The following is a 14,953-nucleotide window of genomic DNA, read 5'->3' on the forward strand; positions in this document are numbered from 1 at the left end:
AGAAACTGCTTTTAGGGCTAACTTAGAAGCCTTTCTTTTGTAATTAGATAAGGGAAATTTTATGGGATTAAAACATCTTGAAGACGTGACTTACTTCCGTCTTAATAACGAAATTAACCGTCCTGTTAATGGACAAATCATGCTTCATAAAGATAAGGAAGCCTTGGATGCTTTCTTTAAAGAAAATGTAGTTCCAAACACTATGGTTTTTGATTCAATCAAAGACAAAATCAATTACCTCATTGAACACAACTACATCGAAACAGCCTTTATCAAGAAATACCGTCCAGAGTTCTTGGAAGAATTGGCTCAATTTATCAAAGACCAAAACTTCCAATTCAAGTCATTCATGGCAGCTTATAAATTTTACAATCAATATGCCTTAAAGACTAATGACGGTGAATACTATCTTGAAAATATGGAAGACCGTGTCTTCTTCAACGCCCTTTATTTCGCTGATGGGAATGAAGCTGTTGCAATCGATATTGCCAATGAAATCATCCACCAACGCTACCAGCCTGCTACTCCTTCCTTCTTGAATGCTGGACGTGCTCGTCGTGGGGAGTTGGTATCTTGTTTCCTAATCCAAGTGACGGATGATATGAACTCTATCGGGCGTTCTATCAACTCAGCTCTTCAACTTTCACGTATTGGTGGTGGTGTGGGAATTACCCTCAGCAACCTTCGTGAAGCTGGTGCACCTATCAAAGGCTATGAAGGAGCTGCTTCAGGTGTCGTTCCTGTTATGAAGCTTTTTGAAGACAGCTTCTCTTACTCCAACCAATTGGGGCAACGTCAAGGTGCCGGCGTTGTCTACCTCAACGTCTTTCACCCAGATATCATCGCTTTCCTTTCAACTAAGAAAGAAAACGCTGATGAAAAAGTACGTGTCAAGACTCTATCACTTGGTGTTGTAGTACCTGATAAATTCTACGAATTGGCTCGTAAAAATGAAGAAATGTACCTCTTCAGCCCTTACTCTGTAGAAAAAGAATACGGTGTGCCATTCAATTACATCGACATTACTGAAAAATACGATGAATTGGTCGCAAATCCAAATATTCGCAAGACAAAAATCAAGGCGCGGGATTTGGAAACTGAAATCTCTAAATTGCAACAAGAGTCTGGCTATCCTTATGTAGTCAACATCGATACGGCTAACCGTGCAAATCCTGTTGATGGAAAGATTATCATGAGTAACTTGTGTTCTGAGATTCTTCAAGTTCAAGAACCAAGCTTGATCAACGATGCTCAAGAATTCCTTCAAATGGGAACAGATGTTTCATGTAACCTGGGTTCAACCAACGTGGTTAACATGATGACTTCACCTGATTTTGGTCGTTCTATCCGTGCTATGGTTCGTGCCCTTACTTTCGTTACAGATAGTTCACATATCGTAGCTGTACCAACGATTGACCATGGAAATAGCCAAGCCCACACCTTTGGTCTCGGTGCCATGGGACTGCACAGCTACCTTGCCCAACAACTCATTGAATATGGTTCACCTGAGTCTGTTGAATTTACAAGCATCTACTTTATGCTTATGAACTACTGGACCTTGGTAGAGTCAAACAATATTGCACGTGAACGTGGTATTACCTTCCACAACTTTGAAAAATCAGACTATGCTAACGGAAGTTACTTTGACAAGTATGTAACTGGTGAATTTGTTCCAAAATCAGACCGTGTTAAAGAACTCTTCAAAGATGTCTTTATCCCTGGTGCTGCTGATTGGGCTGAACTTCGCGACAAGGTTCAAGCAGATGGTCTTTACCACCAAAATCGCCTTGCTGTAGCGCCAAATGGTTCTATCAGCTATATCAACGACGTTTCTGCTTCTATCCACCCGATTACGCAACGTATCGAAGAACGCCAAGAGAAGAAAATTGGTAAAATCTACTACCCTGCTGCTGGCTTGTCTACAGAAACCATTCCTTACTACACTTCTGCCTACGATATGGATATGCGTAAAGTCATCGATGTTTACGCTGCTGCGACTGAACACGTGGATCAAGGACTTTCACTCACCCTCTTCATGCGCAGTGACATTCCAAAAGGCCTTTACGAATGGAAGAGGGAAAATAAACAAACGACACGTGACTTGTCCATCCTTCGGAACTATGCCTTTAACAAGGGAATCAAGTCTATCTACTACGTCCGCACCTTTACAGATGACGGTGGAGAAGTCGGTGCCAACCAATGTGAAAGCTGTGTGATTTAGTTTCTAGCATAGAAACACTATTTTTCCCTAAGCAGCACTGATAAAATCAAATCTACTATGTCATAACATAATTTATGTAACATTTTAAAAGTCGGGATTCCGACTTTTTGTGCGATACTCCTATAGAATTATGGTAAAATAGAAATCATTGTGAGTTCGCAATACTAAACACAGAAAGAGATTTCAAATGGAAACTTACTATAAAGCCATTAACTGGAATGCCATCGAAGATGTCATCGACAAATCAACTTGGGAAAAGCTGACAGAGCAATTCTGGCTCGATACACGTATTCCCTTGTCAAATGACTTGGATGACTGGAGAAAGCTATCTAACAAAGAGAAAGACTTGGTCGGAAAAGTTTTTGGTGGTTTAACCCTTCTCGACACTATGCAATCTGAAACTGGGGTTCAAGCCCTTCGCGCAGATATCCGTACACCACATGAGGAAGCTGTTTTCAATAACATCCAATTTATGGAATCTGTTCACGCTAAATCTTACTCATCAATCTTCTCTACCTTGAATACTAAGGCTGAGATTGAAGAAATTTTCGAATGGACCAATACCAATCCTTACCTACAAAAGAAGGCTGAGATTGTCAACGAAATCTACCTAAACGGTAGCCCACTTGAAAAGAAAGTTGCTAGCGTTTTCCTCGAAACCTTCCTCTTCTATTCAGGTTTCTTCACTCCCCTCTACTATCTTGGTAACAACAAACTTGCCAACGTTGCGGAAATCATCAAATTGATTATTCGTGATGAATCTGTTCACGGAACCTACATTGGTTACAAATTCCAACTTGGTTTCAATGAATTACCTGAAGAAGAGCAAGAAAAGCTAAAAGAATGGATGTACGACCTGCTCTATACTCTTTATGAAAATGAAGAAGGCTACACAGAGAGTCTTTATGACGGTGTTGGTTGGACTGAAGAGGTTAAAACCTTCCTTCGCTACAATGCCAATAAAGCTCTCATGAACATGGGACAAGATCCACTTTTCCCAGATTCAGCTGAAGATGTCAACCCAATCGTTATGAACGGTATTTCAACAGGAACTTCCAACCATGACTTCTTCTCTCAAGTCGGAAATGGTTACCTTCTTGGTGAAGTTGAAGCCATGCAAGATGATGACTACAACTACGGTTTGGACTAATACTCTTCGAAAATCTCTTCAAACCACGTCAGCTTCGCCTTGCCGTAGATATGATCACTGACTTCGTCAGTCTTATCTACAACCTCAAAACTGTGTTTTGAGCAACCTGCGGCTAGCTTCCTAGTTTGCTCTTTGATTTTCATTGAGTATAATTCTCCACCACTCTCAATCATCAAAAAGTAAACTAGAAACAACAAAATAATAACTTAATAAAAATATCGAAAGTTTTGAAAACAAACCTCGATATTTTTGTTTTTGTTTTATTTTGTTGTTTTTGTATTTGAATGATGAGCTAGTTTATGGTAAGATAGTAGTAGGAAACGAGGTGATAATATGCTCAAACAAGAAAAATTAACCAAAATTTTAGAGACAGTAAATAGTAAAGGAACCATAACGGTTAAACAGATTATGGATGAAATAGCCGTTTCAGATATGACTGCAAGGCGCTATTTACAGGAATTAGCTGATAAAGATTTGCTGATTCGTGTGCATGGTGGAGCTGAAAAACTTCGAACCAACTCCCTTTTGACTAATGAGCGATCAAATATTGAAAAACAAGCCCTCCAAACGGCAGAAAAACAAGAAATAGCCCGTTTTGCAGACAGTCTAGTAGAAGAAAGAGAAACTATTTTTATTGGACCAGGAACAACATTAGAATTTTTTGCGCGTGAGTTACCTATTGACAATATCCGCGTCGTGACCAACAGTCTACCTGTTTTTCTGATTTTAAGCGAACGAAAATTAACAGATTTGATTTTAATAGGTGGAAATTATCGCGAAATTACAGGTGCTTTTGTTGGCACATTGACCCTACAAAATCTCTCTAATCTCCAATTTTCTAAAGCTTTCGTTAGCTGTAATGGTATTCAAAACGGAGCTCTAGCTACTTTTAGCGAGGAAGAGGGAGAGGCTCAACGCATCGCTTTAAATAATTCTAATAAAAAATATTTACTCGCAGATCATAGTAAGTTCAATAAGTTTGATTTTTATACTTTTTATAATGTATCAAATCTTGATACTATTGTTTCAGATTCTAAACTAAGTGATTCAATCCTTTTTGAGCTATCTAAACTTACTAAAGTCATCAAGCCTTAATAAACCTGAAAGATTCTGGGTAACAACTCAATTTCAGAAGTAAATCTTCCCACAATAAAACGCATAGTATCAAGTTTTTTCAACACCTGATATTATGCGTTTTTCTGCGTTAAAAACTTTTTGCCCAATTGCTTTATCTGCCACCTCAAAGCTATGCATTGAGAAATCTGCGACTCGCTTCCTAGTTTAAATTTGCTCTTTGATGTTCATTGAGTATAAGCAACGTGATTAGATAAGAATTTTGCAGCGTACTAAATATAAGATTTAACTTTTTTGGAAATTGCTTATGATTGTTGAAACGGCATAAAATCTGAATCAAAGGAGATAGTATCCCGTTCTTCAGGATTGATAACATTTAAAAATAAATTTTTAAATTCTTCCAGCTCATAATCTGAATGACAAATCCATTCTTTACCGGTCGAGACATACCATTTCCCAAGGCTTTTCAGTTCTTCATTCGTCAAACACGGTATTTGAGAACATTTATCAAAATTGATAATATAAACTTTTTCATAAATTGATTGGATAAAATCTTTGAACATCTTTTACCTCACTAAAATTCTATATCTAATGACTCATTCTACTACTCAATCACTTGAGTTTCCGCTACTTTCTTGTACCAGTGAGCTGATTTCTTCGGATAACGTTCTTGAGTTTCAAAGTCTACATAGAAGAGACCGTAGCGTTTTTCATAACCGTTTGACCATGAGAAGACATCCATTAATGACCAAATGAAGTAACCTTTTACATTAGCTCCATCTGCAATCGCATCAGACAATACCTCCAAGTGTTGTTTGACATAATCAATACGTCCATCATCGTAAACAGTGTTATCAACGAACTCATCTTTATAGCCGAGACCATTTTCAGTGATGTAAATCTTCTTGTAGTTAGGATAATCTTTCTTCACACGCATGATTTGGTCATACAAACCTTGAGGGTAGATAATCCAATCCCAATCCGTGCGTGGTACATAGTCAGGAGCTACACGACGACCAACACCTTTGATTTGATACTTAGAGCTTCCTTTCTCACCCTTACCATTATGGATAATTTCAGTTTCTCCATCAAAGGCTTCCATCCAGTCACTCATATAGTAGTTGATTCCTAGGAAATCATTCAAGTCTTTTGCAGCTTCTAATGCTGTAAAATCTTCTTCACGAAGATCCAAGCTACCACCATTGACTGATAAGATATGGTTGACACCTTCCATGGTTTCAGCTGAATAGCGACCTAGATAAGTTGCATCCAAGATAAATTTATTGTGAATAATATCTTCCAACTCAGCTGCACGAACATCTGCTGGATTTTTAGGATCCAAAGGATACTTAGTTGGCAGAGCGTGAACAACACCAATTTCACCTTTATAGCCTTTATCTTTATATAGCTTGACTGCACGCGCATGAGACACCATCATATTGTGGTGTGATTGAAAGACTTTGGCAAGATCGTACTGAATACCTGGAGGGAATTTCCCAACCAAGTATTGACCATCACCGATTGGCCCAATTTCATTAAAGGTTGTCCAATAGTTGACTTCTGGAAATTCTTCAAAACAGAAAGCCGCGTAGTCTACAAAGTGTTCAATGTTTTCACGGTTTAAGAAGTCGCCATTTGAGTGGAGAGCTTCTGGCGTGTCAAAGTGATGAAGAGTTACAAAGGGCTCAACATGACGTTTGTGACACTCTGCAAATAGATTATGATAAAACTCAACACCTTTAGCATTTACTTGACCATAACCAGTCGGGAAAATACGTGACCAGGCAATAGAAATTCGAATGCCATTGACACCATACTCTTCTGCTAGCTTGAGGTCAACTGGATATCGATTGTAAAAATCACTGGCTGGTTCTGCAGTGTACCAGTAGTTATCTTCAAGATATTTATCCCACGCTACTGGTCCTTTACCATCAGTATGTGTAGCACCTTCTGCTTGATAGGCAGCTGTTGCGCCACCAAAAATAAAGTCTTTTGGAAGTGTTTTTGTCATTTTTTTCACCTATTTCTTGATTTAAATAAAGTAAAAGTGAGAGGAGAGGAGTCAGTGAGCCATCCTTCTCCATCTCACTTCTTGTACCAAGTCACCGAATTGTGACATGAGGAGGTAAAAACGATATCTTTTTACCGACGAATTAATAAGGCGATTAGGAAATTCGCCATAGCGATTTCCGTAACGATGGGAGACTGTTTCACAGTTCCTAGCCTTAATCGAATTGCTCTTGTACGAATGCTAGGGCACCTTTTCCATCACGAGTTAATTTGATGTATTGAGCGCCTTCTGTTTTCGCTAGTTTAATACCGAGCTTATCTGTTTCTGCTTTCATATCTTCAAAGTTTGAAGCAACTTGAGGGGCAAGGATAACTAGATCAAACTCTGGTAACATTTCACGGTGAGCACCATAGCCACCTGCTGCTGCTTTCACAGGAACATTGTACTCTGATGCTGCCTTATTCAAAGCATTTGCAAGGAGTCCACTTGTCCCTCCACCTGCACAAAGAACCAAGACATTTGTTTCCTTTGTAATTGTATTTTGAGCTGCTTCTACACCTGCTTTTTCAAGAATAGCATCTGCTTTTGCAGTGTTGAAGTTTGCAGCAACTTTTTCTTTCAATTCATCATTAGACTTACCTGAACGTTCTTCTTCAAGAATTTGTTCGTCATAAACTTTAAGGAATGGATAGTAAATGACAACGTCAACCACGATTAGAAGAGCAGCAAGAATGAATGATAGAACTTGGAAGTTGGTACCAAGAACTAGACCTAGTGGAGCTGGAGTTGTCCATGGTAGATTAGCAGTAAATGAGTTCATTCCAAGTGTTTCAATAAAAAATTTAAAGATCCATACGTTTGCGATTGGAGCAAAGATAAATGGAATGAAGAAGATTGGGTTCAATACAAGTGGTGCACCAAACAAGATTGGTTCATTTACACCGAAGAAGGTAGGAACTACTGAAGCACGTCCGATTGCACGGTTACGTTTTGATTTTGTTAACCACATAAACATGAATGGAACAACCAGTGTCGCACCAGTACCACCCATGGTAACGATAAACATTTGTGTACCAGAAGTAAGAATCTTGTCAGCGTGCATACCTTGTTGGAGAAGGTTCAAGTTGACTTCGGCATTTGCATAGGTAATAGCTGCGATAGCAGGTTCAACGATAGATGGACCATGAATACCAACAAACCAGAAGAAGGCAAAGGCACCAAAGATAATGGTAATACCTAGATAGCCATCAGCTGCAGAGAATAATGGAGCAAAGAATTTACCGATTGATTCTGCCACACTAGAACCAACAAAATGACGAGCTAGTAAATCAAGAGCATAAAGTGAAACAACTGAGAGAGTGAATGGAATCACATCTTTAAAGACTTGTGAGATATTAGGTGGAACTTCGTCAGGCATACGAATAGTGACGTTGTTCTTAACACAAACCTTATAGATGGCTACAGTAACAAAGGCAGCAAGGAAGGCTGAAAGCAAACCTTTTGTCCCCAAGAATCCAGTAGCTAGACCATTTTCGATAGGATCAGCTGCCAACATCAACAAACCAACAATCGCTGCCAACAGTGTTGACATATAGTTGATTTGGTTGGTTTTTTCCATGCTACGGTTTACTGAGTCGGTCAATGACTTAGCTGTTGTACCAGCTACCAAGAGAGCCAGAATTCCCATTGAATAGCTGTAAGGTTTCATCAGAAAGGCTACAACTTCATCAGACCATTTAAAGCCCCATGAGTTTGGTACAAAGGCAATCAAGATAAAGATACTTGAGAAGAGAATAACAGGCATACCTGCAATGAAACCATCACGAATAGCACGAAGATAGATATTACGAGATAGTTTTTCAAAGAAAGGCTTTCCTTTCTCGATAAATGCAATTAGTTTATTCATTATTTAACTCCTCTCTTATAAAGTTCGATTAAGTGGTGCATCAAATCTTTTAACAAGATGGTTGTCATCAAGTGGTCTTGGCCATGCATCATGGTCACACTATAAGCTAAATCCTCACCTGAAGCCTCCTTAGTTAATAGACTTGTTTGCGCGTGGTGAGCCTCTGCAATGCAAGAACCAGCTTCCTCAACTAAGCTATCTGCTTTTGTAAAATCACCAGCTTCAGCAGCCTTCAAGGCTTCCAATAGTTTTGAACGAGCATCGCCAGCATAGGCTACGATTTCAAAACCTAACAATGTTACTTCTTCTCTATTCATGATAGAATTCTCCTTATATAATTTTAAATAAATTTTTATGACAATAAACGTTGGATATGTAGAACTAGATAAACTCGTTCACTTTTATACAAATCAAGACCCGTATGTTGCGTAATCACATCATAGATCTTGGAACCAATCTCGAAGGCTTTTGGATAGGATTGTTTAATATGATCTTCCATATCCAGAAGTGATTGGTTATCATCTCTAGATCTGTCTAAATAATCCAAGAAATAATTCAAATGTATCATAAAGCGATCATAGAAATGGTTATTCTCTTTAGTTCGTTGAATTGCATAGTCCTTTAAAACTTCTTCAACATTCCTGAGAATTTCTTTCCTCTTATCAATCGACTTAACTACTTCTACTTCATTCTCGCCTTCGGCATTGATGAAATGATAAGCAATCCGAATAATCTCGTCCTCAGGAAAATGATCTGCTAGCTTCTGACGATAAATTCCAAAAGCTTCATTTGCGATTTGAAAAGCGACAGGATACTTAGCAGAAATATCTGGCAGATTACTATCCTTGTACCTTCCTTGTGCTAGAGCTTGGTAAGAACAGTAAATATGATCTGTCAAGGTTACATAGAGATACTCTTGAATCGGATAATGATATTTCTTGGAAAGCTTATCAATAATCTCATAGGTCACTGTGATAAAATCAAGCGGAACATCTTTGAGAAGAGCCATAAAGTTTTCTCTTGACTCTTCGGTCTTCATCCGAAAGATTTTCTCAACCTGATGTTCAGCAATCAAATCCCCCTTCTTCTTTCCAAATGCAATCCCCTTACCAATTACAATCACTTCTTCTCCCTTATCATTTCTGACAAGCGAGACATTGTGATTCATTGGATTTAGAATTCGATACATGTCAACCTCCTTTTATATCTTAAAGGTATATGAGTATAAAAAATGACCACAAATGAACTAGAAAATCAGCCGATTTCTAATTCACCTGTGATCATGCCTAATATTACTTAGTAACACTCACCTTGTATTAACTTGTGATTTAAGTATAGCACAAGTCGGTTATTTTGTAAACCTTTACATACAACTTTTTTAAACTTAACTATGTTCTAAAATTCATCAAACAGAGGCTCTGTTTTTATTTATTTTTGTAAATTAAAACAAAAACAGGAAGACAGAAAAATAAAAAAGTAGCTACATTTTTAAAATTCATTAAATCTAATAAACAAAGAACACAAGAAACTATAAAACAAAATACGGTTATTTTTTTAAACGAACTATTCATAAAGAAATAACCTTTAAGGTAAATCTATGGTGTAAACAAGGTTTACAAATGGCACCTCTACTGTAGCTACAGCAACTGTCCAATAATTTTCTACAGCAGTTTTTACAGCCCAGCCAATCGCACCACTTATTACAGCAACAAATCCAGCCGTAACAGGATTAACCGCAAATTGTTTTAAATGCCATCCAGCATATCCAGTAGCGAAAGCTCCAGCAGCCCAGCCACCCATCCCCCTCACTTGAGGACCAAGATTGAAACGAAAACCTACAGGACCTCTTTCGTAAACGTTAGGCAACTCTTTTACAGCTTCATACATCAAACTTGCTTCTTGTACAGAAATACCAATATTTTTTGCTAGCTCTTCAGGAGTACCTTTTAAATTTATATTTCCAAATTTATCTACATAAAAATAATCTTCCAAAATTTGACCAGCATTTACAATATCTTCTGAAACCGAAACATTATAAAATTTATTCCCATCAACATTCAAAACAATATCATTTGTTTTATCTACTCTAGTTAGGGCACTATCTGCAAATACAGAATGACTAACCATAGGTAAGGCTGATGAGAATATTGAAACAATACCTAGTCCTACAACTAACGCTTTAAAACTCTTTTTAGTAGCCATTTATCTTCTCCTTTTATAAAACAACGAATTGAAATGTGCGTCTAAATATAGTTTATTCTGGCAATATTGTTTCCGTATTATTCCTTCCTAGCTCGTAAAATAAACTATACCTTATTTTTATTATACTTCATCTAGTTACTTTCTAATTCATATTAACTTGTGATTTAAGTGTAGCACAAGTAAGTTAATTTGTAAACCTTTACATACAACTTTTTTTAAAATTTTTTTAGATTCATGTTCCTAACCTAGGAGGACTTGCTTACACGCGTTCTTTCCATGAAGTTGCTGTTGTTTGAAGAACTTTGTTGAGTTCGTCAATGTTTTCAAAACCAGTTGTGCGAAGCCATTCACGAGCTGCTGCTTCACCATCTTTGATGTATGCTTCAACTGATCCAGCCCATGTAGCACGGCCACAAAGAACACCATTGAAGTTTGCACCTGATTCATGGGCAAATACAAGAGTATCTTGGAAGAGTTTAGCTGATACACCAGCACTCAAGTAGATGTATGGCAAGTTCGTTGCTTCATCTTGCGCTTTGAAGAAGGCTGCTGCTTCTTCACGTGTATAAACCGCTTCACCTTCAGCGAAGCCTTCAACATATTTAATGTTAACAGGAACTTCTACTTTCAAGACATCAATGTTAAAGCGTGGGTCTGAGAAGACTTTCATAGCACCGATAACTTTGTGTGGTTTTACTTTCGCGTATTCTACAGAACCTGCATCAGCAATTTTTTCATCGTAAGCAAGGATTTCAAGGAAGAATGGGATATCTTCAGCCACACATTCAGAACCGATGCGTTCGATATAAGCTTGTTTTTCTTGGTTGAGTTCGTCTGAGCTATCTACATCATAGTAAAGCAAGAATTTAACTGCATCTGCACCTTCTTCTTTAATACGTTTTGCAGACCAAACATCCAAGCAGTCTGGCAAACGTTTTGTACTTGTTGTGTCATAGCCTGTTTTTTCATAAGCAAGGAGAAGACCAGCTTTTTCATCAAGAGCTTTAGTCGCTGGAAGTCCATATTCAGGGTCAAGAAGCATAGATGAAGCGTATTTGGTCAATTCATCTGCTACCAAGACTTTGAGTTCTTCCATTTGAGCCACTGTTGGTTCTTCTGTTTGGTGTTGAGCCATGAGACGTTTTAAAGCACCACGTTGGTCAAATGCAAGAGCTGAGATGATACCATTTTCGTCAGAAAGTTTTTCTAAGCGTGCACGTTTTTGTTCTGTTAAAGCCATTTTATACCTCTTTTACTATTAATTGATCATATAGAGCTTGATAGTTGGCCATGTTGACATGACCAGTCATTTTTTCTTGAGCATTGAGCATACCAAGGACATTTGCCTTGATGAGTAGTTCTGCATCCGATTCTTTATGAAGTAAACCTGAAGAAATTCCAGCAACTGTAGAATCTCCAGATCCGACAGGGTTGACTACCTGAATTCTAGGAATATCTACCTTGTAGAAAGTGTCACCATGTTTGGCAAAGGCACCGTTGGCACCAAGCGAAACGATAATCCATTCAATACCTGCAAACAAAGGTTCTTGAAGGACTTCTTTTAATTCATCCAAATCCTCAGAAACTTCTCTTCCTAGAAGTTGAGACAATTCCTCATTATTTGGTTTGATGACTGTTGGTTTATGGGGTGATTCAAGAACCGCCTGAAGTGCTGCACCAGAGCAGTCCAAGACAACAGGCTTGCCAGCTTGATTAGCAAGTTCTACCAAGCTCGCATAGTAATCAACTGGAAGGCCAGCTGGCAGACTGCCTGAGATAGCTACTACTTCAACTGACTCCAAGAGTTTTTTGAAATGTTCCAAAAAGTCTTGACCTTCCTGTTCCAATACTACAGGACCTTTTTCAAGAACTTCTGTTTGGTTGTCTCCGTGAAGAATAGCGATACAGTTACGAGTTTCTCCCTGAATAGAAAAGAAATCTTTCTTTACTTGATCATCGATATGTTCAACTAAAAACTCACCAAGTTTGCCACCCACTAAACCAGTAGCAAGAACTGAATCCCCAAATTCTGAAAGTACTCGGGTAACATTGAGTCCCTTACCACCAGCCGTTTTGGTTACATTCACCACACGATTGACAGTATCAATCTTCAACTCATCCAAGGGATAGGAAATATCAATGGATGGGTTCATTGTGACTGTTAAAATCATAGGTCACCTCTTAGTCGTGGTATTCTCCGCGATCCCATTTTTCAAGGAATTCAGTGAAGAAGTTTGCGTCTGTTTGTTGAGCATTGTGACTTTCAAGGTGTTCAATTTTCGCAATCAATTTTTTGTTTTCTTCAGTTGGTTTGTATTCAGCATGGATGAAAGCTTCGATGATATCACACATAAGCAATTCACCAGTAATCTTACCACCAAAACCAATAACGTTAGCGTTCAATTGTTCTTTAGCATAAAGGGCTGTTGTCATATCACGAACCAAGGCAGAACGAACACCAGGAACTTTATTTACAGCATTGTTGATACCAACACCAGTACCACAGATACATACTCCAAGATCAGCTTGACCGCTAGTTACAGCTTCCCCTACTTTTTTACCAAAGATTGGGTAGTGAGTACGTGTATGGTCATAGGTACCAAAGTCAATGACTTCATATCCTTTTGATTTCAAAAATTCTGAAACCGCCATTTTTTCATCTGTTACGATGTGGTCACATCCAATTGCAATTCTCATTAGTTATTCCCTCCGATTAATTATATAAATCTAATATCATTTATCCCTACTCAAGAAAAATCAAGATTAGCTTAGGAAGCGAGCTGCAAGCATAACTGAGGTTAGCTAAAGTGAGCTGACAACAGATTATCTTGATTTTTGAAGAGTATTAGCACATTTTGTTCAACATATCGACCCTGATTTGATGACGTCCACCATCGTATTGACCGTTAACAAATCCTTTAGCGATATTTTTAGCCAATTCATCACCAACAAGTTGTGCTCCCATAGTGATCATACGTGAGTTGTTGTGGCCACGAGTCATATAAGCTGAACGTTCGTCAGAAACTTCTGCAGCAACCATTCCTTTGATCTTAGTTGCGACCATAAATGGACCAGCTCCATAAGCATCAATCACGATACCAAGGTTTTGTTCTTCTTTGTTTACTTCTGCAGCAACAGCGAGAGTCACATCAACAAAGTCTTGACCTTCAGCTGTAACATCCACAAGGTGGAAGTTTTCTTTTTCTAAGAAGTCTTTCACCACTTCTTTTAATCTCAAACCTGCAGCATCTGCACCGATAACAATAGACATATTGTATACTCCTTTTTATTTTTTCTAGGCTGGATTCCAGCAGTGTATTGGCTGTCTTTAAGAAACAGTCAATTAGTCCTCACAAACATAATATACTACTATTGTTTGAAAAAGTCAATAGTTTATGTTTGTTTTTGTTGTTTATTTTTTTGATTTTTTATAAAACTTCTATCTCAAACCCTAATTCTTCAACCTGATTGGCTTCTAAGAGACAAACATTCTTCTTATCTTCTAAATGATTTTCTGCTGAATTTTAAGCAGAATGTCATTTCTCTTTTTAGAATCAAAAGGACGAGATTGTGGAATCTCTACAGGAACAATAGGTTGTGGCATTAAAATATCCTCCAATAGTTTTACTTTACTAATAGTATACAGGAGGTCTTCCGTAACCGCCCAATAACGAAGTATATTGAAAAATCTCCAGACTAGAGAACTCACGGATAGTTCCTAATCTGGAGATTTCTTATTTGCACTTTTCTTGTACAACTTTATTCCATGGTAAATAAGCCTCTAAAACCTCTTTGTTTACGAGAGTTTCCTCGTTTGGAAGACATTCTAGAAGATAGGATAGATATTTTTCACTATTTAGTTGATGACGTTTAGCTGTTTCCAACAAACTCATAATAATAGCTGTTGCTTTAGCTCCTTCAAAACTTTGAGAAAACAACCACCCTCGCTTTTTAAAATTTAGCTTAGGCTAAAAGAGTCCACCGGACTCTTTTACTACGTCCCATAACCAATGATTTAATGGCGCGTTCAGCTAGATTATTGGAAAGGACCAGATGCCCGTCTTTCAAAATGGCCTTAAAGGTTTCTTCATACTTGAGACTGTATTCAATTGCCCTTCCTAGTTTTGAACCAGGTAAAACTGACTGACGCCGACACCAAGCAAAGAAGTCTTCCATTAGAGGTTGGAGCTCTTCTTGACGTTTCTGTAGTCGTTCATCAGCTGGCAAAACCTCCCAGTCTCTTTCCAAGGCAAATAACTGGTCACAATAAGCTAAACCTTTAGCTCCTAAGGATGAGTTATCTGCTTGCTTGGGGGTGGATTCAAAAAACTTCCTTCTCACATGCGCCCAACATCCAACAAGTTCAGCTTCTTCCAGTTGACGATAAGC

14 protein-coding genes and 1 pseudogene are annotated in these 14,953 nt (G+C 38.2%); 3 read left to right on the plus strand and 12 right to left on the minus strand.

All coding sequences use genetic code 11. From position 1 onward, the window contains the following. Positions 1–61: 61 nt before the first annotated feature. Positions 62–2,221 (plus strand): class 1b ribonucleoside-diphosphate reductase subunit alpha, encoded by a 2,160-nt coding sequence (nrdE, locus tag B4W83_RS10395; protein WP_000523246.1) that lies wholly within the window; start codon positions 62–64, stop codon positions 2,219–2,221. A gap of 187 nt (positions 2,222–2,408) precedes the next feature. After that, positions 2,409–3,371 (plus strand): class 1b ribonucleoside-diphosphate reductase subunit beta, encoded by a 963-nt coding sequence (nrdF, locus tag B4W83_RS10400; RefSeq protein ID WP_000451369.1) that lies wholly within the window; start codon positions 2,409–2,411, stop codon positions 3,369–3,371. Here nrdF and B4W83_RS13540 read toward each other — a convergent pair. After that, positions 3,368–3,514 (minus strand): hypothetical protein, encoded by a 147-nt coding sequence (locus tag B4W83_RS13540; protein WP_000693265.1) that lies wholly within the window; start codon positions 3,512–3,514, stop codon positions 3,368–3,370. The two genes, nrdF and B4W83_RS13540, sit on opposite strands and share 4 nt — an antisense overlap. 190 nt (positions 3,515–3,704) lie before the next feature. On the opposite strand from B4W83_RS13540, the gene B4W83_RS10410 reads away from it, so the two are divergent. Then, positions 3,705–4,466, plus strand: coding sequence for a DeoR/GlpR family DNA-binding transcription regulator (locus tag B4W83_RS10410; protein ID WP_000917604.1), 762 nt, complete (start codon positions 3,705–3,707; stop codon positions 4,464–4,466). Between the two features lie 284 nt (positions 4,467–4,750). Here B4W83_RS10410 and B4W83_RS10415 read toward each other — a convergent pair whose 3' ends face one another. The 11 genes and pseudogenes from B4W83_RS10415 to B4W83_RS10475 all read right to left on the minus strand — a co-directional run. After that, positions 4,751–5,008 (minus strand): DUF3884 family protein, encoded by a 258-nt coding sequence (locus B4W83_RS10415; RefSeq protein WP_000471581.1) that lies wholly within the window; start codon positions 5,006–5,008, stop codon positions 4,751–4,753. A gap of 41 nt (positions 5,009–5,049) precedes the next feature. After that, positions 5,050–6,456, minus strand: a complete 1,407-nt coding sequence (gene lacG, locus B4W83_RS10420) for a 6-phospho-beta-galactosidase (RefSeq protein ID WP_000169255.1) — start codon at positions 6,454–6,456, stop codon at positions 5,050–5,052. 214 nt (positions 6,457–6,670) lie between these two features. Beyond that, the gene (locus B4W83_RS10425) at positions 6,671–8,362 is read right to left on the minus strand and encodes a lactose-specific PTS transporter subunit EIIC (protein ID WP_001037334.1); all 1,692 of its coding nucleotides are present in this window, start codon (positions 8,360–8,362) and stop codon (positions 6,671–6,673) included. Beyond that, positions 8,362–8,679, minus strand: a complete 318-nt coding sequence (locus B4W83_RS10430) for a PTS lactose/cellobiose transporter subunit IIA (RefSeq protein WP_001078333.1) — start codon at positions 8,677–8,679, stop codon at positions 8,362–8,364. The genes B4W83_RS10425 and B4W83_RS10430 overlap by 1 nt, the downstream gene beginning before the upstream one ends. A gap of 35 nt (positions 8,680–8,714) precedes the next feature. After that, entirely contained in the window at positions 8,715–9,551 is an 837-nt protein-coding gene (locus B4W83_RS10435; RefSeq protein ID WP_000285707.1) for a PRD domain-containing protein, read from the minus strand. 395 nt (positions 9,552–9,946) lie between these two features. Then, a complete protein-coding gene (locus B4W83_RS10440) occupies positions 9,947–10,564 on the minus strand; it encodes a hypothetical protein (RefSeq protein WP_000201673.1) in 618 nt (205 codons plus the stop codon). A 259-nt stretch (positions 10,565–10,823) separates the two neighbouring features. Then, positions 10,824–11,804 (minus strand): tagatose-bisphosphate aldolase, encoded by a 981-nt coding sequence (gene lacD / locus B4W83_RS10445; protein ID WP_001219111.1) that lies wholly within the window; start codon positions 11,802–11,804, stop codon positions 10,824–10,826. 1 nt (position 11,805) lies between these two features. Then, positions 11,806–12,735, minus strand: coding sequence for a tagatose-6-phosphate kinase (locus tag B4W83_RS10450; RefSeq protein ID WP_000604308.1), 930 nt, complete (start codon positions 12,733–12,735; stop codon positions 11,806–11,808). 10 nt (positions 12,736–12,745) lie between these two features. Then, complete coding sequence (gene lacB / locus B4W83_RS10455; protein ID WP_001216916.1) at positions 12,746–13,261, minus strand: galactose-6-phosphate isomerase subunit LacB; 516 nt, start codon at positions 13,259–13,261, stop codon at positions 12,746–12,748. 148 nt (positions 13,262–13,409) lie between these two features. Then, positions 13,410–13,835 (minus strand): galactose-6-phosphate isomerase subunit LacA, encoded by a 426-nt coding sequence (lacA, locus tag B4W83_RS10460; protein WP_000029273.1) that lies wholly within the window; start codon positions 13,833–13,835, stop codon positions 13,410–13,412. Positions 13,836–14,298: 463 nt separating this feature from the next. Beyond that, positions 14,299–14,953, minus strand: a pseudogene (locus B4W83_RS10475) (IS66 family transposase); the annotation flags it as partial.

The organism is Streptococcus pseudopneumoniae ATCC BAA-960 = CCUG 49455, assembly GCF_002087075.1.
Taxonomy (GTDB): Bacteria; Bacillota; Bacilli; order Lactobacillales; family Streptococcaceae; genus Streptococcus; species Streptococcus pseudopneumoniae.